General features: G+C 51.8%; 23 protein-coding genes. 10 read left to right on the forward strand and 13 right to left on the reverse strand.

The features are described from left to right. The first annotated feature begins 92 nt into the window (after window positions 1-92). Window positions 93-641 (forward strand): TIGR00730 family Rossman fold protein, encoded by a 549-nt coding sequence (locus tag JXQ85_RS06955; protein ID WP_421748156.1) that lies wholly within the window; start codon window positions 93-95, stop codon window positions 639-641. A 6-nt stretch (window positions 642-647) separates the two neighbouring features. On the opposite strand, the gene JXQ85_RS06960 is transcribed toward JXQ85_RS06955, so the two are convergent. After that, window positions 648-1289, reverse strand: coding sequence for a LysE family translocator (locus JXQ85_RS06960; RefSeq protein WP_421748157.1), 642 nt, complete (start codon window positions 1287-1289; stop codon window positions 648-650). A 245-nt stretch (window positions 1290-1534) separates the two neighbouring features. Here JXQ85_RS06960 and JXQ85_RS06965 point away from each other — a divergent pair, with 245 nt between their 5' ends. Both JXQ85_RS06965 and JXQ85_RS06970 read left to right on the forward strand, forming a co-directional pair. Further along, a complete protein-coding gene (locus JXQ85_RS06965; protein WP_421748158.1) occupies window positions 1535-2908 on the forward strand; it encodes a tryptophanase in 1374 nt (457 codons plus the stop codon). 162 nt (window positions 2909-3070) lie between these two features. Then, on the forward strand, window positions 3071-4078 hold the full coding sequence (locus JXQ85_RS06970; RefSeq protein ID WP_421748159.1) for a hypothetical protein: 1008 nt from the start codon (window positions 3071-3073) through the stop codon (window positions 4076-4078). Between the two features lie 49 nt (window positions 4079-4127). On the opposite strand, the gene JXQ85_RS06975 is transcribed toward JXQ85_RS06970, so the two are convergent. Both JXQ85_RS06975 and JXQ85_RS06980 read right to left on the reverse strand, forming a co-directional pair. Beyond that, window positions 4128-4727, reverse strand: a complete 600-nt coding sequence (locus JXQ85_RS06975) for a superoxide dismutase (protein WP_421748160.1) — start codon at window positions 4725-4727, stop codon at window positions 4128-4130. Window positions 4728-4875: 148 nt separating this feature from the next. Beyond that, window positions 4876-5274: a hypothetical protein gene (locus tag JXQ85_RS06980; RefSeq protein WP_421748161.1), complete on the reverse strand. Its 399-nt coding sequence runs from the start codon at window positions 5272-5274 to the stop codon at window positions 4876-4878. Between the two features lie 207 nt (window positions 5275-5481). Here JXQ85_RS06980 and ccmI point away from each other — a divergent pair, with 207 nt between their 5' ends. Genes ccmI through JXQ85_RS06995 form a run of 3 tightly spaced genes read left to right on the forward strand, consistent with a single transcriptional unit; the run spans window position 5482 to window position 7465 of the window. Further along, window positions 5482-6696: a c-type cytochrome biogenesis protein CcmI gene (gene ccmI, locus JXQ85_RS06985; RefSeq protein ID WP_421748162.1), complete on the forward strand. Its 1215-nt coding sequence runs from the start codon at window positions 5482-5484 to the stop codon at window positions 6694-6696. Further along, the gene (gene ruvX / locus JXQ85_RS06990; protein ID WP_421748163.1) at window positions 6696-7178 is read left to right on the forward strand and encodes a Holliday junction resolvase RuvX; all 483 of its coding nucleotides are present in this window, start codon (window positions 6696-6698) and stop codon (window positions 7176-7178) included. The genes ccmI and ruvX overlap by 1 nt, the downstream gene beginning before the upstream one ends. Before the next feature lie 23 nt (window positions 7179-7201). Beyond that, on the forward strand, window positions 7202-7465 hold the full coding sequence (locus JXQ85_RS06995) for a DUF1289 domain-containing protein (protein WP_421748164.1): 264 nt from the start codon (window positions 7202-7204) through the stop codon (window positions 7463-7465). Window positions 7466-7524: 59 nt separating this feature from the next. On the opposite strand, the gene JXQ85_RS07000 is transcribed toward JXQ85_RS06995, so the two are convergent. The 3 genes from JXQ85_RS07000 to JXQ85_RS07010 all read right to left on the reverse strand — a co-directional run bounded on the left by JXQ85_RS07000 (window position 7525) and on the right by JXQ85_RS07010 (window position 10667). Continuing rightward, window positions 7525-8388 (reverse strand): calcium-binding protein, encoded by an 864-nt coding sequence (locus JXQ85_RS07000; protein ID WP_421748165.1) that lies wholly within the window; start codon window positions 8386-8388, stop codon window positions 7525-7527. A gap of 199 nt (window positions 8389-8587) precedes the next feature. Further along, a complete protein-coding gene (dusA, locus tag JXQ85_RS07005; protein ID WP_421748166.1) occupies window positions 8588-9646 on the reverse strand; it encodes a tRNA dihydrouridine(20/20a) synthase DusA in 1059 nt (352 codons plus the stop codon). Between the two features lie 190 nt (window positions 9647-9836). Beyond that, window positions 9837-10667, reverse strand: a complete 831-nt coding sequence (locus JXQ85_RS07010; RefSeq protein ID WP_421748167.1) for a sulfite exporter TauE/SafE family protein — start codon at window positions 10665-10667, stop codon at window positions 9837-9839. A gap of 252 nt (window positions 10668-10919) precedes the next feature. On the opposite strand from JXQ85_RS07010, the gene JXQ85_RS07015 reads away from it, so the two are divergent. Together JXQ85_RS07015 and JXQ85_RS07020 are read left to right on the forward strand one after the other, a co-directional pair. Next, entirely contained in the window at window positions 10920-11405 is a 486-nt protein-coding gene (locus JXQ85_RS07015; RefSeq protein WP_421748168.1) for a flavin reductase family protein, read from the forward strand. A gap of 454 nt (window positions 11406-11859) precedes the next feature. Next, on the forward strand, window positions 11860-12555 hold the full coding sequence (locus JXQ85_RS07020; RefSeq protein ID WP_421748169.1) for a Hint domain-containing protein: 696 nt from the start codon (window positions 11860-11862) through the stop codon (window positions 12553-12555). Window positions 12556-12630: 75 nt separating this feature from the next. Here the strand turns inward: JXQ85_RS07020 and JXQ85_RS07025 are convergent, their stop codons facing one another. From JXQ85_RS07025 to JXQ85_RS07035, 3 genes are all read right to left on the reverse strand, one after another. Beyond that, the gene (locus JXQ85_RS07025) at window positions 12631-12987 is read right to left on the reverse strand and encodes a RidA family protein (protein ID WP_421748170.1); all 357 of its coding nucleotides are present in this window, start codon (window positions 12985-12987) and stop codon (window positions 12631-12633) included. Window positions 12988-13052: 65 nt separating this feature from the next. Further along, on the reverse strand, window positions 13053-14318 hold the full coding sequence (gene clpX / locus JXQ85_RS07030) for an ATP-dependent Clp protease ATP-binding subunit ClpX (protein ID WP_421748171.1): 1266 nt from the start codon (window positions 14316-14318) through the stop codon (window positions 13053-13055). A 159-nt stretch (window positions 14319-14477) separates the two neighbouring features. After that, the gene (locus JXQ85_RS07035) at window positions 14478-15101 is read right to left on the reverse strand and encodes an ATP-dependent Clp protease proteolytic subunit (protein WP_421748172.1); all 624 of its coding nucleotides are present in this window, start codon (window positions 15099-15101) and stop codon (window positions 14478-14480) included. Window positions 15102-15337: 236 nt separating this feature from the next. Here JXQ85_RS07035 and JXQ85_RS07040 point away from each other — a divergent pair, with 236 nt between their 5' ends. Next, the gene (locus JXQ85_RS07040) at window positions 15338-16000 is read left to right on the forward strand and encodes a DNA-3-methyladenine glycosylase I (RefSeq protein WP_421748173.1); all 663 of its coding nucleotides are present in this window, start codon (window positions 15338-15340) and stop codon (window positions 15998-16000) included. A gap of 42 nt (window positions 16001-16042) precedes the next feature. Next, complete coding sequence (locus JXQ85_RS07045; protein WP_421748174.1) at window positions 16043-16489, forward strand: DMT family transporter; 447 nt, start codon at window positions 16043-16045, stop codon at window positions 16487-16489. A 1-nt stretch (window position 16490) separates the two neighbouring features. Here JXQ85_RS07045 and JXQ85_RS07050 read toward each other — a convergent pair whose 3' ends face one another. The 4 genes from JXQ85_RS07050 to JXQ85_RS07065 all read right to left on the reverse strand — a co-directional run bounded on the left by JXQ85_RS07050 (window position 16491) and on the right by JXQ85_RS07065 (window position 19472). After that, window positions 16491-17171 carry an ABC transporter ATP-binding protein gene (locus tag JXQ85_RS07050; protein ID WP_421748175.1) on the reverse strand — a complete coding sequence of 227 codons (681 nt, stop codon included), beginning with the start codon at window positions 17169-17171 and terminating at the stop codon, window positions 16491-16493. After that, the gene (locus JXQ85_RS07055) at window positions 17164-18447 is read right to left on the reverse strand and encodes a lipoprotein-releasing ABC transporter permease subunit (RefSeq protein WP_421748176.1); all 1284 of its coding nucleotides are present in this window, start codon (window positions 18445-18447) and stop codon (window positions 17164-17166) included. Before JXQ85_RS07055 ends, JXQ85_RS07050 begins: the two co-directional genes overlap by 8 nt. A gap of 74 nt (window positions 18448-18521) precedes the next feature. Further along, window positions 18522-19031 carry a DUF2937 family protein gene (locus tag JXQ85_RS07060; protein ID WP_421748177.1) on the reverse strand — a complete coding sequence of 170 codons (510 nt, stop codon included), beginning with the start codon at window positions 19029-19031 and terminating at the stop codon, window positions 18522-18524. 90 nt (window positions 19032-19121) lie between these two features. Then, window positions 19122-19472: a MerR family transcriptional regulator gene (locus JXQ85_RS07065; RefSeq protein ID WP_421748178.1), complete on the reverse strand. Its 351-nt coding sequence runs from the start codon at window positions 19470-19472 to the stop codon at window positions 19122-19124. Between the last annotated feature and the right edge of the window lie 57 nt (window positions 19473-19529).

The raw sequence follows: 19529 nt of genomic DNA on the forward strand, positions 1-19529 counted from the left end.
TTTCCCCAGTATTTGGCAGTCGTCTTAGTTGAGCGACCCTAGCAACTTGGGTAACCATGGTCAAAACTGCATTGATTCCACAGGAGTTTCCCATGGCCAGCGCCTCAATTTGTGTTTTCTGCGGCTCTCGCTCTGGGGTTGATCCAGCTTATGAACAAGCGGCTTTAGACCTTGGTAAGACCATTGCTGATGAAAATTGGCGTTTGGTCTATGGCGCTGGAGATATTGGGCTGATGGGATCCGTAGCCCGCGCAACGCAGGACGCTGGGGGCGAAACCTTCGGAGTGATTCCCACACATTTGCTAAAACGCGAGGTCGGCAAAACCGATCTGACCAGCTTTATCGTCACCGAAAACATGCACGAGCGCAAAAAGGTCATGTTCATGAATTGTGATGCGGTTGTGGTCCTGCCCGGCGGCGCTGGATCGCTGGATGAGCTTTTTGAAGTGCTGACATGGCGCCAACTGGGTCTGCACGACAAGCCCATCGTTTTGTTGAACGTAAATGGCTACTGGGACCCGCTGATCGGGCTGATTGATCATGTCATTGATCAGGGGTTTGCTGATGCGTCCTTGAAGGCATACATTTCAATTGCAGAGACCGTGCCCGCCACGACCTCCGCTTTGAAAGCGGCGCTTTGAGGATCTTTACAATCGGCTGGTCAGCAACTTGATCCCTGCAAAGGCGTAGAACACTCCCAGGATACCTTGGATATAGCGGCGCGCGCCACCGTAGATGCGCATCATTACGGGTGTTGAAAACGCCAACGCATAGAGCACGTGGATGGCAATCGACATCGCGAAGGTGCCCAAGACAACCGCTGCAGCAACCCACATTGGCGCGCCCTGTTTGAGACCTAGAGAGATAATCGCAATCCAAGCTAGCGCAGCCTTTGGATTGGTCATCTGTACAATGTAACCACGTTGGAAATACCCACCCCAACTGCGCCGCCCACCGGCCAATTCTTTGGCTTCAATATCAGGTTTGGATAGGGCAGATTTAAAGGACTTATAGGCCAGCCACAGCAGATACAGCCCGCCGAAAATCTTGATAAAAATCAATGCGCTCGCGTAGGTCGCAAGCAAAGCCGACAGGCCAAAGACCGTCAAAATCGCCCAAGTGAATGACCCGCTGGCCACACCCAAAGCCAAAGCTACGCCGCAGCCACGGGACACGCTCATCGAAGTGCCTATCACCGCTAGAATATTCGGACCGGGGCTTGCGATGGCCAATAAGAACGCGGAATAGGCCAATAAAATTCCTGGCAAATAGGTCGATATCTCATGCATTTTCACGGTCCTTTTCTATCGATGTTCATACTATGTTCTCAACTCTGAAATTCGGCAAGCGTTTTGATGTCCGCCCATCCACTTTAGTCCATTGACTCTTTGTCGCGTAAAAAGTCACAACATTAGCGCAACTTAATGGGCGCTGAGCGCGGTCCGGCCATCACGGTCTTGGGCAACCGCAGCGCAGAGGCCCTTTCGTGTTTGTGTTGCCACGAGTCTTCTGGGGCCTAACTTGGAGCCCAACTGTGAAGACCATTATCGAACCCTTCCGCATCAAATCCGTCGAACCCATCCGCATGACCACGCGCGTTGAGCGTGAGGCATTGATCCGCAAGGCCCATTACAACCTTTTTGCTCTGTATTCAGACGATGTGATCATTGATCTACTTACGGATTCCGGCACCGGCGCCATGTCAGCCGCCCAATGGGCCGCCGTCATGGGTGGTGACGAAAGTTATGCCGGATCCCCCAGCTACTATCGGTTCCGCGATGCTGTGCAGGCCTTGATGCCATTCAAACACATCATCCCCACCCACCAAGGGCGCGCTGCAGAGGCGATCTTGTTTGAAACTTTCGGCGGCGCAGGCCGGATGATCCCGTCAAACACCCATTTTGACACAACCCGCGGCAATATCGAAAGCTCAGGTGCCTTAGCGCATGATCTGGTGATCGAAGAAGGAAAAAATCCGCAGTCCGAGCATCCGTTTAAAGGCAATATGGATCTTGAAAAACTGGCAGACTATCTGGAAACCCACGGCGACGCCGTCCCCTGCGTAATGCTGACGATCACAAATAACGCGGGCGGCGGACAGCCGGTATCGCTTGAAAACATCAAAGGCGTCGCTGCGCTGGCCAAGCAACACAATAAACCGTTTTTCATCGATGGCTGTCGCTTTGCAGAAAACGCGTGGTTTATCAAACAACGCGAAGCCGGTCAGGCAAATCGCAGTATCCCCGACATTGTGCGTGGTTGTTTTGCAGAGGCAGACGGCATGACCATGTCTGCCAAAAAAGATGCCTTCGGTAATATTGGCGGCTGGCTCGCCCTCAATGACGATGGTTTTGCGGAAACCGCCCGCAACGCCTTGATCCGCACCGAAGGCTTCCCCACATACGGTGGCCTCGCAGGTCGAGATCTGGATGCCCTTGCCCAAGGCCTGACGGAAATTGTGGATGAAGACTACCTGCGCTACCGCATCCGAACCAATGAATACATCATCGAGCGCCTATCCGCCCTTGGTGTACCTGTTGTCAAACCTGCAGGGGGACATGCTGTTTTCATCGATGCCCGTGCGTGGCTTTCACATATCTCTCCAACCGAATATCCCGGTCAGGCACTCGCTGTTGCGCTCTATGAAATCGCGGGCATTCGCAGCTGTGAAATCGGTACGGTGATGTTTGGTCGCCATCCGGATGGATCAGAACACCCTGCGGCGATGGATTTGGTCCGTCTGGCCATTCCTCGTCGCACCTACACGCAAAGCCACGCGGATTACATTGTCGAAGCCTTTGAAGAGCTGGCTGATCGTAAAGATGATCTTAAAGGGTTTCAAATCTCATGGGAGCCAAAACTCATGCGGCATTTCACATGCAAATTCGCGCATTTAGCCCCCAATTGATGCAATTAAAGTAGAAAAGATCGGGTTCGCAACCAAAGACACAACCTAGAAATGGGACTGCGAGCCCGTTACACAACTTTACCTTGACGTATTCACTAACTGCATCAGATACTCACAACCTGGGTGAGAAACCTCTCGGGATCCAATTACCGGAGAGGGACAATGAAGTTAAAAACACTACTATTTGCAGCGATCGCGCTAACTGGATGCGATCAGATTAAAGATGAATTTTATACGCCGGGTGGTTATGTGAGCCCGGTTTTGAATAAGACGACTTTTAGGGCCATTACCCAATCGGAACAACTGGACCGTTATCACTACATTCTGGCTGTATCTGCACCTTTGGCGCTTTACACTGTGAGTGATGAAGAGTCGGCTGAAGACACTATAACTCATGTTTCAAAAGCTCTGAAAAAGTTAAAGAGCTTTCACGACGCTCAACTCAAATGCGTAAACAGCTTGGATTTCAATACCCAAACAAGCGCGTCTAGTAATTGTACATACGTTCTTTCAGAAGGAACCGAGATAAAGTCTCACACTGAATCTCGATATGGTTTTGAGACGAACAGCTTAAGCGTTCAGAGAGAGATGGCTCGGATCGCCTCAGATATTAAGAATAATATTGGCCTGCAGATTGATACGACAAGTCCACTTTCATCTGTGGACGATGTGGTCTCTTTGATAGTCAAAGCAAAGGATCTACTTGGACCTCTGAGAAATTTTGCAGCGGCTTACCGAGATACGATACACATCGTTTCGTTCAGCACTGCACGAAATTGCACCCACTTGGATGGTGCCCCCCCCAAATTCTGTAAAGCGCTTCAGGATGATCTAATCGATCTTCATCAAGATGGCCGAATTCCAACGTTAGGCGTCCAAGAAGGCATCGATCCCAAAGAAGAACGCGCGTTAAAGACTCTGCGAACTCGGTTTGTAAACGTCATTGAAAGTAAGGAGCTATCTCAAATCGGTTTCCTAGATGATGAAGGCCGCGCTGCTTTAAACTCGCAGATATTTACAGCATGTATAAAGGCTGCTCGTTTCACAGATTGGGATCAATCGGAAAGGGCAGAAACCTGTAGCGCGATAAAAATTCCCAAAATCGCGCCGATCCCAATTGGTCAAGCCACTACAGACGCCCCACAAGCTGTCTACAGAATACCTTCGTAATAAAAAAGGGAGCCTATAGGCTCCCTTTTAAACTCTCAAATAACCGAATTTACAGACGGCCAGCAACGTTTTCCCAGTTTACCAAGTTGTCCAAGAAGTTGGTCAGGTAAACAGGACGTTTGTTGCGGAAATCGATGTAGTAGGAGTGCTCCCATACGTCGCAACCCAGCAGAGCTGTTTGACCGAAGCACAGTGGGTTCACACCGTTTTCAGTTTTGGTTACTTTCAAACCGCCATCGGTGTCTTTCACCAACCAGCACCAGCCGGAACCAAATTGGCCCGCGCCTGCTGCGGAGAATTGGGATTTGAACTCATCGACAGAGCCAAAGGACTCAACGATGGCTTTTTCCAACTCGCCCGGCATTGCGGTTTTGTTTGGGCCCATCATTTCCCAGAACTGGTTGTGGTTCCACAGCTGGGAGATGTTGTTGAAGATACCATTCTGCGCAACGGCAGATTTGTCGTAGGTGCCTACGATGATCTCTTCGAGGGTCTTGCCGTCCCACTCTGTGCCAGCAATTGCTGCGTTACCGTTGGTCACGTAAGCGTTGTGGTGCAGGTCGTGGTGGAATTCCAGAGTTTCTGCGGACATGCCGTGAGCGGCAAGCGCATCATGTGCATAAGGAAGATCAGGAAGTTCAAAAGCCATGGTGGCCTCCATTCTATTCGTGCGGTCTCTCGGGATGACAGATGTGACTTTCAAGGGTGAAAGGTCAAGGGCAAAGGTGAGCGTTTATTGAATATTGAAGAGATTCACCTTGGGGAATGCAAGATTTAAAGCACTCCGAGAATGGGTCTTATTGTTTCTGACAGGTGCCGTTGGTTTGGAAGTTGTTCGCATAAGTCTCTGGGCGCATAGTTAGAACACCACGATTGGAGCTTTTTACCAAACGCAAGCGATAATCTAGATTTGCTTGCTGACCTTTGCGATCTTTGACCAATTTGATTTTCCACGAGACCACAGCACGCTTTGCATCTGCAGAGTTGAGCTTCGCGGGATACCATTCTTTAGACACTGCCATGGTTTGATTGTGCATGACTTGCGCCGAGTTTTTGGCTTCGTCAAACTGCACCATAAGCGTTTTACCGCTCCAGCCACCTGCTCCATTTTGTGTAAAGCTGCATTTATAAACGTCAGCAGCTGCGGTTGTTCCAAAAAGGCAAAATGCTGCAATCGCGTATGGTTTCAGATTCATTTTGTTTCCCGTGCAAATTCAAATTTCAATCACACACAATATTAGTGCAATCGATAATACTATTCACCTATAGCGGGTATCTATTTTAGACAAATTTGCCAAGCAAAAACCACATCCTGACCTGCGGTACTTTGCACCATTGCACCCACAAGGGCTTTTTTCTCCTGCGACAAGGAGCTACATCACTTGGGACTAAGGACGGAAGCCATGCCATTTTGGATCACTTCTATTGGGTTGCTTGCGGTGACAGGGCTTTTCCTTGTCACAGCCATGCGGCGTGGACATGGCAACGATGTCACCGCCGCCGCTTATGACCTACAGGTCTATCGTGATCAATTGGCCGAAGTGGACCGTGACCTGGCCCGGGGTGTGCTGTCACAAGAAGATGCCGCGCGAGTCCAGGTGGAAATTTCTCGCCGCATACTGGCCGCTGATGCTCAGGTGCAAATTGAAAGCAGCGGCTCTGAACAGAACACGTCGATCACCAGAGTTGGCTTAGCCTTTGGCGGCGCTTTACTGTTGTTGGGAAGCTTTGGAATCTATCAAACAATCGGAAACCCAGGTTATCCAGATCTGGGTCTGGCCGATCGCAAAGAACTTGCACGGGAATCTTTGGCCAACCGGCCCTCTCAAGCCGCCTTTGAAGCACAACTGCCAGCAAGCGCACCTCCAGACATTGACCCGGATTTTGCCAAACTGCTGGAACAATTGCGCACAGCCGTCAAAGAGCGACCCAATGAGTTGCGAGGGTTCACTCTTCTCGCGCGCAACGAAGCTACAGTACAAAACTTCAAAGCCGCCTACATCGCACAGCAGCGCGTGATTGCACTGAAGGCGGATGACGCGAGCAGCTTTGACTACGTGCAACTGGCAGACATGATGATCCGCGCTGCTCAGAGCTATGTGTCTCCGGAAGCTGAAGTCGCCTTACGTGCGGCCCTAGAGCGTGATCCAAACAATGGGTTTGCGCGTTACTACTCTGGACTAATGATGTCGCAGAACGGACGCCCCGATATGACGTTTCGCAATTGGCGTGATCTTCTAGAGACTGGCCCGGAAAATGCCCCATGGATTGCGCCGATCCGCGCCCGCATCGACGATCTCGCTTGGATTGCCGGTGTTGATTATACGCCTCCTGCTGCGCGTGGCCCGTCAGCAGAGGACGTTGAAGCCGCAGATAACTTAAGCGCCGAAGACCGCGCCGAAATGATTCAAGGCATGGTCGCAGGTCTCGCAGAGAGGCTTGGCACAGAAGGTGGCACGCCTCAGGAATGGGCTCAGTTGATTGGCGCCTATGGCGTTTTGGGTGATCTTGATAAGGCACGCATCATCTGGTCGGAAGCCCAAGAGGTCTTTGCAGGCTCCCCCGAGGCGCTTACAGCCATTCGCGCAGCTGCAGAACGAGCAGGACTAAACAACTGATGCAAAAAATTTACGAAACCATCGACGACCATGCCGGTGAAATCCCAAGCATGCGTGCTGTTGCAGGGCTCGATCTGGGCACCAAAACCATTGGCGTGGCTGTGTCTGATACCTTTCAGTCGATAGCGACCCCCCTAAGCACCATCAAGCGTAAAAAGTTCAAAACTGATGCCGCTGAATTGCTAGAGATCATCCAGAAACGCGATATCGCTGCCCTGTTTCTGGGACTGCCATTGAACATGGATGGCTCTGAGGGACCGCGCGTTCAATCCACTCGCGCCTTTGCCCGTAATCTGGCTCAGCTCACCCCCCTGCCGATCTTTCTTTGGGACGAGCGTCTTTCAACGGTTGCCGCAGAACGCGCGTTGATCGAGGCGGATACCAGCCGAAAACGTCGCTCTGAGGTTATTGATCACGTGGCGGCTGGGTATATCTTACAAGGGGCGCTAGATCGACTGGCCCATATCAGACGTGCACAATAAGTTGGGATCATAGGGGCAGGACAATGCCAAAAGATCAAAATTCGCAGGATCAGAAAAACGCGGTGTGGGCGCGAAATGAAATCGCATCGCCCTGCATTCAGATCTGCGTAATGCACCGCACTGAAAAAATCTGCACAGGATGTTTCCGAACAATAGAGGAAATTACTGAGTGGAGTCAGTTGTCGCCAGATACACGCGCCGCACTGATCGAGGAGCTTCCTGCCCGGCAGGCGTTGCTAAAAAAACGTCGCGGTGGACGGAAACGCCGGCAACCAACTGATGAGTAATCACAGAAAAGCGCTGCCGGTATGACAAGGCTTTTCCAATTCTATCCTACTAGCTCAGCCTAAATCGTAATGCGTTCGAAATCTGGGACCGAGTACGCGGAGGCCTCAACTACAGTGATATCATCTATATCGATTTCACCGTAAGCACCCGCAACTTGCGCAACCAGAACACCGTCAAAGTATACGTTGGCCATATCCACGCCATCTGTACTTTCACCAATGGTCACGGTTCCAACTGCGCTAGCGCCATTGTCGACAACGATCGTCAACATGTCCTCATCAAGCTCCCAATCGTTGATCATGGGCACGTCTGTAGGCGAAACATAGGTACCCGTGACAAACATATCTGCACCTTCATCCCCATAGGCTTCATCGCCGCTGCCCATCAGGATATGGTCTTCGCCTTCACCACCGTACATGGTATCTGCGTCATTGGCTTGCTCGGTAATCTGGTTGAATTCGTCAATATCAACACCCAGCATGATGTCATCGCCATCTTGCCCGTGCATGGTGTCTTCGCCAAACCAACCCTCCAAAAGATCATCGCCATCACCGCCAAAGAGCCGGTCGTCACCTGGGCCACCAGCGAGAACATCACTTTCCGCTCCGCCCCACAGGCGATCATCGCCATAGTTACCAATCAAAGCATCACGACCGTCGCCACCGCCCAATGAATCGTCGCCGAAACCACCGTCGATGAGATCGTTGCCAGAATAACCTTGTAGCAAATCATCGCCACCATTGCCGATGATGATATCATTGCCAGAGGTACCTCTAAGGATATCGTCGCCCTGTGATCCTGTTAACGAATCTCCAGTCTCTGGACCTTCATCCGTGTCGTCCTCATCGATGGGCTCGTTTGAAAAAACACCCGCTGCTGAAAGGCCTGCGGCCAGAAGACCAAATATAAACAGATATTCCATGATGAATCGCCTTAAACAAATCTTAACGATTATGGATTTAGGCAATTTTAAGGCGAAAGCAAAGCGCAAGAAGTTATTGTTATAGTTGTGGAAACAATACCGACATCGGGTTCTGATCGCTTCGAAACCATAATCAATGAGGCTTCATCACGCTGGGTTTACCACCTTCGAAGCCTATCAAAGGACGCAATCGCTAGCCTCACTCAGCCGCTTGATTTCGATGCGTTTCAGCCACATATGATAGAGCCTCTAGCACCAATTCCGGCCCTGCCCCCTTTTTCGGAGCACCTTCCGACAACACACGACGCCAGGCACGCGCACCGGGACGTCCTGTAAAGAGCCCAAGCATATGGCGTGTGATCTGACTAAGCTTTCCACCTCGGCTTACATGCGCCTCAATATAAGGCAGCATCGCATGAACCGCGTCATGCGCCTGAATGCCATAATCTGCGCCATAGATCTTTTGATCTGCGTCCAACAACACATTCGCTGGATCGTGGTAAGCGGCCCGCCCAATCATGACGCCATCCAAACCGCGCTCCAAATGTGGCAAAGCCTCATCCAACGTCGCAATACCGCCGTTGATCGACAGGTGAAGCTTTGGAAAATCGGTCTTCATCTGATGCACCAAATCATAGTCAAGTGGTGGGATATCGCGATTTTCTTTTGGCGAAAGGCCTTTCAGCCAGGCTTTGCGCGCATGTATCGTAAGCCGAGATAGACCGGTTGCGACGACGGTTTCTAGGAATTGTGGAAGCGTGTCCTCTGGTGTCTGATCATCTACTCCAAGGCGGCATTTCACCGTGACCTCGACATCCGTTGCGTCTTTCATGGCTTTCACGCAATCAGCGACCAACTGAGGCTGTTTCATCAAAATCGCACCAAATGTGCCTGATTGAACGCGGTCTGAAGGACAGCCAACATTCAGGTTGATTTCGTCATAGCCAGCGTCAGCACCTAGTTTTGTCGCCTGCGCAAGTTCTGCCGGATCCGACCCACCAAGTTGAAGGGCCACCGGGTGCTCTTCTTGAGAATATTCTAGCAAATGCAATGCGCCACCCCGAACAAGCGCCGGCGCTGTGACCATTTCGGTGTAAAGCAATGTCTCTTTTGACAGCACGCGATGGAAGTATCTGCAATGGCGATCCGTCCAATCCATCATGGGGGCTACAGAGAGGCGTGCCGCCTTTGAAACATCGCTAACGCTTTGTTTTGAAACGCCTTTGGCGCATATTTTATCGAGTTTGACTTCCGACATGCCCAGGACATTCCTGCATTTCTTTACGAATTGTCCGTTTTAAGGACATCACTGTGCAAAGGGTTGGTTACACCAAACTTCGGCACGTTGAGACAAGGCCATATGACACAAATTAAGCGATGTGAAAAGACAATCAGGAACGAAGCATCAAGCTATCAGAAACCTCTAACAGAAATTCTAAGCACGTGCTTTAACTGGCACCGAAAAAAGACCAAAGCATGCGCAATGCCGTTAAAAATAGAAACAATGCAAAGGCGAGTTTCAGGCGTGCTGGGTTCAAACTGTGAGCCAATTTTGAACCAAACGGCGCAGTTACGACGCTCATTGAAAAGATTAACACAGCAGCTGGAATACTCACATATCCCAATGAAACTGGCGGGCGACCTGCAACGCCAAGCCCGGACCAAATAAAGCCGCAGACCGCAGGCACAGCGATCACCAGACCGAAAGCTGATGCAGTTGCCACCGCACGGTGCACAGGAAAGGAAAACGCACTTAAAATTGGGACCGAAAGTGTGCCTCCGCCGATCCCCATCAGCGCCGAAAACCCACCAATCCCCGCCGGTATTGCGCTGCCGCCTATGATGTTCTTGGGGAGATCGCGCGCGATGACCAGCGTCTTTGGTATCGCCATATTTAGCGAGACGCCAAGAGCGACAAATCCAAAAATCAGAGTCAAAACCTCTGCGTTCAGCACTTTAGATAGAAGCCCACCAATCAATGCGCCAGCAAACACCCACGGCGCCCAACGTTTTAAAAGGCCCACGTCAATCGCCCCGCGTTTGGCGTGCGCACGCGCAGATGAAATCGAAGTCGGTACAATTGTGCATAGGGATGTGCCGACCGCGAGGTGCATGGCCACGTCTTGAGGCACCTGCAGAACATCAAACAGTAGAAACAACACCGGAACAATGACGATTCCACCGCCGACGCCCAATAGGCCTGCAAGGACACCCGCCAAAGCGCCGGTGATCAAAAGACCAACTGCGAGCTGCACAAGTAGGAGTGGATCGTACGGCACATGAGCCCCCAAAGATCGAAACAATTGAGGTTTGATACCAGAAATCAGCGAGCACTCAACAGACGGGTCCTCAACAGATTACATAATGATATCTGACTTTCTGATATCCCTGATCAACGGTTTGGTGAAAAAGCACTAAGATAATTCTAACCCAGTTCGAATTATTCCCCTCACATCCCTTTGACAGCCGCTTGTCTGCATAGGTTCGCCCCGCTAGTTTGGGCTCACAAAATTAAAGCAGCGGGCCCTTCTATGACTAAGGCATTCGTCCCGAATGGGGACAATCAGCAGTTTTTGCGCGCGGCATTTGGGCAATTTGCAACCGGGGTGACTGTTGTCGCGACTCAAACCACCAAGGGCCCAGTTGGGATTACCGCCAACTCATTTAGCTCTGTCTCGCTCGACCCTGCGCTGATGCTTTGGTCTATCGACAAACACTCAGACCGCTATGACGCTTTTGCCAAGGCGGCGCAGTTTTCGGTGCAAATGTTGCGCGATGATCAACAGCAGATTGCCAATGACTTCGCTGATCGAGCTAACGCCTTTGATAGCGCCTGGACAATGACAGAGCCACCGAAGCTGCTCAGCGCTTTGACGGTGCTTGAATGTCAGCAAACCGCCACGCACGACGCTGGCGATCACCTGCTGATCATTGGGCGAGTCGTGCACGCGCATCTGCGCGATGGAGATCCTTTGGTTTTCGCGAAAAGCCGATTTGGCCACTTTTCAAACGGTTAGATACCCAGAATGAGTAGATTGTTTCTCGGAATGGGTTTGCCCTATCCCGATACCAGTTTGATTCGCAGCCTTAGCGCCATTTTGAAGGCGGTTAAGTTTCCGATCCCGAGACAATCAGGCCAATTGGCAGAAATTGATTAGAATTCAAATCTTTCCAGACACCGATTTTGTGGCTTTTAAACACTTGGTTAATCTTTTTCGGCGTTTGCCGTTGTATCGAAATTGGCAACAATAATTCACGATCACTGCACTTTATCTGGTATTTTCTTTAATTAGTTTCCATTCCAAGAACGACTTCGCCTTATAGGTCAGAAGCCCAAAATAATTCCCCTCTTCTTTCCCAAACAGATGTCTAAAACGTGACCCAGCCATCTTCGTCGCTCTGTGACTTAGGTGTAAACTGTTGAATAGATTGCCTCGGATCGGATCACCGATTGGGATGAGAGGCTTAGGTATGAGTATGACCGCCAAGAGTATCATGGCGGAAAATGCAGGCGTTGGGGCTCGTTTGCACGTGAAAGGTTGGGACATGAGAAACATTACGATTAGACAGAGCGACACCATTTGCTTTGCTCAAGACGCAAAGATCGCCACGATGGCGGGAGAACGCCCTGTTCAAGCGCTGCGCGAAGGCGAGCGCGTGATTACACGAGACAATGGTTTGCAAGAAATCGCATGGATTGGAAAACGGTCATTGGACGCCATCGAATTGGCTGCCAACCCGCATCTACAGCCGATTTTGATTAAAGCCGGTAGCTTGGGCCACAATCAGCCGGAAACGGATCTGATGGTGTCTCCGAACCACCGCATGCTGATTGCAAATGATGCCAACGCCTTGTTGTTTGATGAGCGCGAGACTTTGGTTGCGGCGAAACACCTTGTCGGCAAACCAGGCGTCACCAAGGCAAATGTCGCTGAAGTCACCTATTTCCACATCCTATTTGAACAGCACGAAGTGGTGCTGGGCAACGGCGCGTGGTCTGAAAGCTTCCAGCCGGGTGACTATTCAGTTTCGACGCTCAGCGACGCGCAACGCACTGAGATTTTCACGCTCTTTCCAGAGCTGGAAAACAAAGGTGCCCTGCAGGATTTCGCAGTTGCACGCCGCTCGTTGAACAAACAAGAAGCGTCTTTGGTTCACATCAACTGATCCAAACAAGATTCTGATTTAAAAGAAAAACGCGCCTCCATGGGCGCGTTTTGTCGTTTTGAAGCTTGGCAGAAACTAGGCCAGCGCCGTTACTTCAATTTCGATGCGAAATTTCGGATCGATCAACCCACATTCAATCATCGTTGCAGCAGGAGGGTTTTCACCAAAGGCCTCTGCCAAAATCGGCCAGCAAGGTTCAAACTCTGCGCGGTCTTCGAGGTAATAGTTCACGCGCACGATCTTTGAGAGATCACTGCCGGCCTGCTCCAAAGCCCCTTTGATGGTCTCTAGCGCGGATTGGCACTGTTCGGTCACGGTTTCGCCCTGCCCGACTGTACCTGCAACATGCACAAAGCCGCCTGCAACAACGGCACGGCAGTAGCCAATTTTGGCTTCGAATTCACCGCCTGAATGGATGCGTTTGATGGTCATGGTATATCCCTCAAGAAAAACGGCGCGGTTTAAAGCGCGCCGTTGATTAACTTTATGTGTTTGGCTTAACCGGCTGACGCGGGCTCTGCCTCTGCGTCTGCATGGATCATCAGAGGCGCGGCATCAGATGTCACGGCCTCCTCGTTCACGACAACCTCAGTCACACTATCCATCCCCGGCAGATCAAACATTGTGTCCAGTAGGATGTCTTCGAGGATCGAGCGCAGACCACGTGCACCGGTTTTACGTTCAATCGCGCGGCGTGCGATGGCTTGCAGCGCATCATCGGTAAAGTTCAGCTCAGTGTCTTCCAGCTCAAACAAACGCTGGTACTGTTTCACCAATGCGTTTTTGGGCTGGGTCAGGATGGTGACAAGAGCGTCTTCATCAAGATCCTCCAGCGTCGCCAGAACGGGCAGACGACCGACAAATTCTGGGATCAAACCAAAGCGCAGCAGATCTTCTGGCTCCAGATCTTTAAAGATCTCGCCAACACCACGCGCATCATTGTCACGCACATCCGCGCCAAAGCCCATTGCAGACCCCTTGCCGCGTTGCGCGATGATCTTATCCAGACCTGCAAAAGCACCACCACAGATGAACAGGATGTTGGTCGTATCCACTTGCAGGAATTCCTGTTGTGGATGCTTGCGGCCACCCTGAGGTGGTACGGAAGCGACGGTGCCTTCCATCAATTTCAGCAGTGCTTGCTGAACGCCCTCACCCGATACATCGCGGGTGATAGATGGGTTTTCAGACTTGCGTGTGATCTTGTCGACTTCATCGATGTAGACGATGCCGCGCTGTGCGCGTTCGACATTATATTCTGACGCCTGCAACAGCTTTAGAATAATGTTTTCAACATCTTCACCGACATAGCCCGCTTCAGTCAGCGTGGTGGCATCGGCCATGGTGAATGGCACATCCAGAATACGTGCCAACGTTTGGGCCAGAAGCGTTTTACCGCAGCCCGTGGGTCCCATCAGCAGAATATTAGACTTTTGAAGTTCAATATCGCCAGAGTTCTGGGCGTGGTTCAAACGTTTGTAGTGGTTGTGCACCGCAACAGACAAAACGCGTTTTGCAACGGCTTGACCAATCACATAGTCATCCAGAACTTCGCAGATTTCTTTCGGCGTTGGCACACCTTCAGAAGACTTCAGACCGCTGGCTTTGGTTTCCTCGCGGATGATGTCCATGCAAAGTTCGACACATTCGTCACAGATGAACACGGTTGGCCCTGCAATCAGCTTGCGGACCTCATGTTGGCTTTTGCCGCAGAAGCTGCAGTAAAGGGTGTTCTTGCTGTCACCGCCGGAATTTGATGCCATGGTCTACCTTTCGGCCTCAGTAAGTTACGCAGGACGCTTCTGCATCATGTGTATCGCGTGTTCCGCCCAGCTTAGGGCAGCGCTTGCGCCTGTACAATCTCAAATTGACCCGTCGTGATCGCTAGTGAACATTCCGACGGGTCAGAGTATTAAAGCTGCTTATTCAGCATCTTCTTTGGGACGATTTTCAACGATTTCATCGATGTGGCCCCAGTCTTTCGCTTCATCAGGCGTCATCCAAGTGTCGCGATCCAACGCCTTTTGAACGGTCTCATAGTCCTGACCTGAGTGCTTCATATACATCTGATAAAACCGCTCGCGCGTGCGTTCGATGTGACGCGCGGAAATCAGAATATCTGTTGCCATACCCTGCGCGCCGCCAGATGGCTGGTGCACCATGACTTCAGAATGCGGCAGTGCAAACCGCATGCCTTTTTCGCCACCGATCGCAATCGCGGACCCCATAGAAGCCGCCATACCGCAGATCAATGTGGAGACCTTCGGTTTGATGTACTGCATGGTGTCATAGATCGAGAAGCCTGCAGACACCTCACCACCAGGTGAGTTGATGTACATGCTAATTTCTTTGGTTGGGTTTTCCGCTTCAAGGTGCAGAAGCTGCGCAACGATCAGATGGCTCATGCCGCTGTGAATCGGGCCGTTCACGAAAACGATGCGCTCTTTCAGAAGGCGCGAGAAAATATCATAGGCTCGTTCGCCGCGGCTGGTCTGTTCAACCACCATTGGAACGAGGTTCATGTAGGTCTCAATCGGATCTTTCATAATCGCCTGCCTCTTGCTGTATCTGCGCTGTAAATCGCACGGTAAACTGCACTGTATCGGCCAGTGCCTAAAAGAGTCTTAGTATCGCGCCACGGGAGCTGCAAGAGCACCTTTCAAATTGCCTTCCGTCCTAAGCACAAAACCTTCAAGCCTTGTGCAAAAATGCATAGGGATTTGACTTTAAAAACAACTGCCCGCGCGACTATGGTGAGAACCATTGGATAAAGGATAGGTCTATGCGCGATTTTGATGAACTCTTTGCGATTGCTGCAGACCGTAAGGGAGGGCCGCAGGCATTAGAGGCCTTACTTTCCTCCCCATCAAGCGCATCTGAACTAGCCGCGATTTCCGAAGATCGCTGGCTTGCACAATTCACCAAGTCGATCTTTCAGGCTGGGTTCAACTGGAAAGTCATCGAAAACAAATGGCCGGGATTTGAAGAGGCTTTTGACGGCTTTAACGTCAACCGCTGTGCGTTTTTGAACGACGAAGAATTTGACGCACTGCTCAGCAACCCAGCGGTGGTACGCAATGGCATGAAGCTGCGCACCGTGATCGATAACGCGATCTTCATTCAAGAGCTCAGATATCAAGGTGGTATCAGCAAAGTCATCGCGGATTGGCCTGCCACTGAATTCATAGGCCTGCTGGATGTGCTGAAAAAACGGGCATCGCGAATGGGTGGTATGTCCGCACCCTATAGTCTGCGCTTCATGGGCGTCGATAGTTTCATTCTATCTCAAGACGTGACGGCACGTTTGATCGCCGAAGGCGTGATTGATAAGCCTGCCACATCAAAGACTGCACAAAAAGCCGTTCAGACAGCATTTAACGCCTGGATGGACCAATCTGGACGCGGGCTGACGCAGATTAGTCAAGTTCTGGCGATGAGCGTTTGAGCTGCAATATACGCGCAGCTGAGGGAAAATGAGGGAAGCAGAATGCCACAGACAACGATCTACGCCCTTGTGATGCTTGCCGCGGGTATTGGTATCCCGCTATTGGCTGCTTTAAATGCAGGCCTTGGCAAAAGCCTAGGATCTCCTATTGCTGCGACTGCGGTCCTGTTTTGTGTCGCTTTATTGGCAGCGTCACTTCTGCTGGTTATCTCTGGCGAAATCCCAAAACTGTCTCGGCTATCGATCACGCCAAAGCAATTTCTCTGCGGCGGTTTCTTTGTGGCTTTCTATGTGCTTTCTGTCACTTTCATCGCGCCAAAATTCGGCGTGGGGAATGCGGTGTTTTTTGTGCTGATCGGCCAGATGATCTCGGCAGCCGCCATCGACCACTATGGCCTTTTCGGCGCGCAGGTCTCGCCTCTGTCTTTGACACGAGCAGCAGGATTAAGCGTGATGGCCTTTGGCGTTTGGCTGACCCAACAAGGCTAAATCAACCCTCGGTCAGAACACCATCCTGCATGTGCACCACGCGATCCATTCGCGCCGCAAGCTCCATATTGTGCGTTGCGATCAGCGCCGCCATGCCGGTGCCTTTCACCAAGCTCATCAGGGCATCAAACACCTTATCCGAGGTAGCCGGATCAAGGTTACCCGTAGGTTCATCTGCCAACAGCAGCTTAGGCGCATTCGCCAGCGCGCGACAGAAGGCCACCCGTTGTTGTTCTCCACCAGAAAGCGCAGCCGGTCTATGATCCGAGCGATCTGCGACGCCCACTGAAGACATCAAATCCCGCGCCCGCTCTTGCGCAGCCTTGACTGACACCCCGTTGGCTTGCTGCGGCAAGGTGATGTTTTCCATCGCGGTAAACTCGGGCAGAAGATGGTGAAACTGATAGACAAACCCCACATCTTGACGGCGCGTGATGGTTCGGCGGCGATCGGAACGACCACTCAGCTCTTGGCCAGCAATCTCAACAGTGCCTGTATCAGGCGTATCCAGCAGCCCCGCGATGTGCAGCAAGGTCGATTTGCCCGATCCAGACGGTGCAACCAAAGCCACAACTTCACCTGCGGCCAGCGTCAGATCGCAGCCACGCAATACCGAGACCTCATTGGGCAGGCCCGCATTATAGGTTTTGGTCACCCCAGAAAGACTAAGAACATCACTCATAGCGCAGCGCCTCTACCGGGTTCATTCGTGCCGCGCGGCGGGCCGGAAAAATGGTTACAATGAATGACAGCCCCAAAGACAAACTGACGGCTTTCAAAACATCTTCAAGCCGCAACTCAGCAGGCAAATGGTAAATCCCCCTCACCGCAGGGTCCCAGACACCGCCACCGGCGACGTAATTCACAAAAGAAAAGATCGGATCGATATAGATCGCAAACAAACAACCAAGGATCACACCTAAGGCGGTCCCGATCACACCAGTGAAAGCACCGCAGATGAAAAACACCCGTAAAACAGCCCCTTCGGTCAGCCCCATCGTGCGCAGAATACCGATGTCCTTGCCTTTGTTTTTCACCAACATAATCAGGCCGCTGATAATATTCATCGAGGCCACCAAGACGAGGATCGCCAAGATGATAAACATCACGTTGTCTTCGATCTCAAGCGCCCGCAAATAACCACCCGATGCATCGAGCCAAGTCCAGATCAAAGTGCGCGCGCCGCCTGCCTTGATCAAATCCAAAGCGAGGGTTTCCACCGCATCTGGATCCTCGACCATGACTTCAATCTCATGGGCCACGCCTTCGGCGTTGAAAAAGCTCTGTGCTTCTGAGAACGGCACATAAACACGTGTGCGATCAATCGGATAACGCCCAGTCGAGAAGATATAAACCACCTCAAAGGACTTCACCCGAGGGGACGTACCAAAGGCCGTTTTGACCCCATTCGGCGAAATCAGCTTAATGCGATCCCCTACCGAGGCCCCAATCTCACGCGCAACACCGGACCCAATCGCAATTCCCTCAGGGAAGCGCGCCACATCCCCCAGAGTATTTTCTGATTGTCCAACGCGTGGGATGGTCAGCAAGTTCTCATGGGTAATTCCAAAAATCTCAACGCCCGCATTGCGAGACCGCAGATTGGCCATGACTTGCCCTTTGATCAAAGGTGCGGCCCGTGTAACCCCTTCGACTTGGCGCAGGCGTTCAGCCATTGCGTTAAAGTCTTCGATGTTGCGATCCAGCTTACCTCGGGCAGAGACCTCTGCGCTTTGATAGACCGTCACATGAGCATTTGCCCCCAAAGTGGCAGACACCAGTTCCGTGCGAAAGCCAGAGCGCACAGCCAAGGTCGCGATCAAGGCAAAGACTGCCAGTGTCACACCAATTAAGCTGATCCAAGTCATCACGCTGACCCCACCTTCGGCGCGGCGCGCACGCAGGTATCGCCAGGCGATCATCCATTCAAATCGTGAAAAAGGCGCGGTGACTGCCATGTTTGCTCTCAATCAACTCAATGCCCTTTACAGGGCGTAATTTTTGCGCACCGTAAGCAGCCCCTAGAGGCGGGTCAAGCAGTGTGCTCGGCCACATTCCGCCGCCGAAACGGTAGACGAAGCAAGCCCAGCAGCAGTGATATCAACAAGCCGCCGCCCACTAAACCGGCACCCGAAAACACGGCCCCTTCAAAGGTTAAAGGCATAGAAGGTTTGTAATCAGCCCAGGCCGCACGCGCGATATCCGCATCATTCAGATGCGCCGCATGATAGGCGCGCATGAATGGCCCCGCGTCATTCAATGCGCCCAGTGCCGCATTCAAACGATCATATCGGTCTATCTTGCCGCGCATGGTGTCAGCCCGCGCGGCGCCCAACGCGCCGGCTTCTGACAATTGCACCAGTGCAGCCTCGCGTGCCAACCCAACACTGGCCGCATCTGCATCAAAGTCTTCAACAAATAGGCGCAGCTCATCCACTGCCCCGCCAAGCCGCTGCGCATATTGCTGCGAATACTCAGGAAATTGCGACAGCGCCGCCGCACCGCTCAAACCGCCTGCCAATGTCAAAGATTTCACAATCACGGTGCCACTCTTTCATTTTTTCTAAAATATTCACGCCGTAGGCGTTCCTATGCAAGCTACAACCGCTTCACCAGCAAAGTCCCGCTGCTCCTACGTCACCCCCAAAGGACAGGCCGCCGCAATCCGAGCCGACAAAATACCGCGCAACTCCTGCAACCCGGCGATCCTGCTATCGATCTCGGTTAGCTTTTCGCCAAGCACATGCGCCACTTCGTCTTCGCTGAGTGTGCCATTCATCTGTGCAAAAAGCGCGCCCATCTCAGACAGGGTAAATCCTAGGCTCTGCCCCAGTCGGATCATCCCAACAAGCTCCACCATGACCTTGTCAAAATCGCGATAGCCGTTTCCACGACGCACGGATTGAATGAGCCCACGTTTTTCATAAAGGCGCAGCGCATCACAGCTCACCCCGGTACGTTCTGACAATTCTCCGATCCGCATGATTTCCCCGCCGATTACCTGTTGACCTTGGACCTATGTCAAAGGTCTATACGCGCA

Source organism: Cognatishimia sp. (assembly GCF_049116455.1).
In the GTDB taxonomy this organism is placed as follows: domain Bacteria; phylum Pseudomonadota; class Alphaproteobacteria; order Rhodobacterales; family Rhodobacteraceae; genus Cognatishimia.

What these genes read in the sequence shown, in the direction of transcription:
- JXQ85_RS06955 (WP_421748156.1), top strand. Translation starts at nt 93, where the DNA reads ATGGCCAGCGCCTCAATTTGTGTTTTCTGCGGCTCTCGCTCTGGGGTT.
- JXQ85_RS07055 (WP_421748176.1), bottom strand. Translation starts at nt 18,447, where the DNA reads ATGGCAGTCACCGCGCCTTTTTCACGATTTGAATGGATGATCGCCTGG.
- JXQ85_RS06980 (WP_421748161.1), bottom strand. Translation starts at nt 5,274, where the DNA reads ATGAATCTGAAACCATACGCGATTGCAGCATTTTGCCTTTTTGGAACA.
- clpX (WP_421748171.1), bottom strand. Translation starts at nt 14,318, where the DNA reads ATGGCATCAAATTCCGGCGGTGACAGCAAGAACACCCTTTACTGCAGC.
- dusA (WP_421748166.1), bottom strand. Translation starts at nt 9,646, where the DNA reads ATGTCGGAAGTCAAACTCGATAAAATATGCGCCAAAGGCGTTTCAAAA.
- JXQ85_RS07045 (WP_421748174.1), top strand. Translation starts at nt 16,043, where the DNA reads ATGCCACAGACAACGATCTACGCCCTTGTGATGCTTGCCGCGGGTATT.
- JXQ85_RS07025 (WP_421748170.1), bottom strand. Translation starts at nt 12,987, where the DNA reads ATGACCATCAAACGCATCCATTCAGGCGGTGAATTCGAAGCCAAAATT.
- ruvX (WP_421748163.1), top strand. Translation starts at nt 6,696, where the DNA reads ATGCAAAAAATTTACGAAACCATCGACGACCATGCCGGTGAAATCCCA.
- JXQ85_RS07015 (WP_421748168.1), top strand. Translation starts at nt 10,920, where the DNA reads ATGACTAAGGCATTCGTCCCGAATGGGGACAATCAGCAGTTTTTGCGC.
- JXQ85_RS06960 (WP_421748157.1), bottom strand. Translation starts at nt 1,289, where the DNA reads ATGCATGAGATATCGACCTATTTGCCAGGAATTTTATTGGCCTATTCC.
- JXQ85_RS07020 (WP_421748169.1), top strand. Translation starts at nt 11,860, where the DNA reads ATGAGTATGACCGCCAAGAGTATCATGGCGGAAAATGCAGGCGTTGGG.
- JXQ85_RS06975 (WP_421748160.1), bottom strand. Translation starts at nt 4,727, where the DNA reads ATGGCTTTTGAACTTCCTGATCTTCCTTATGCACATGATGCGCTTGCC.
- JXQ85_RS06995 (WP_421748164.1), top strand. Translation starts at nt 7,202, where the DNA reads ATGCCAAAAGATCAAAATTCGCAGGATCAGAAAAACGCGGTGTGGGCG.
- JXQ85_RS07065 (WP_421748178.1), bottom strand. Translation starts at nt 19,472, where the DNA reads ATGCGGATCGGAGAATTGTCAGAACGTACCGGGGTGAGCTGTGATGCG.
- JXQ85_RS07035 (WP_421748172.1), bottom strand. Translation starts at nt 15,101, where the DNA reads ATGAAAGATCCGATTGAGACCTACATGAACCTCGTTCCAATGGTGGTT.
- JXQ85_RS07040 (WP_421748173.1), top strand. Translation starts at nt 15,338, where the DNA reads ATGCGCGATTTTGATGAACTCTTTGCGATTGCTGCAGACCGTAAGGGA.
- JXQ85_RS06970 (WP_421748159.1), top strand. Translation starts at nt 3,071, where the DNA reads ATGAAGTTAAAAACACTACTATTTGCAGCGATCGCGCTAACTGGATGC.
- ccmI (WP_421748162.1), top strand. Translation starts at nt 5,482, where the DNA reads ATGCCATTTTGGATCACTTCTATTGGGTTGCTTGCGGTGACAGGGCTT.
- JXQ85_RS07050 (WP_421748175.1), bottom strand. Translation starts at nt 17,171, where the DNA reads ATGAGTGATGTTCTTAGTCTTTCTGGGGTGACCAAAACCTATAATGCG.
- JXQ85_RS07000 (WP_421748165.1), bottom strand. Translation starts at nt 8,388, where the DNA reads ATGGAATATCTGTTTATATTTGGTCTTCTGGCCGCAGGCCTTTCAGCA.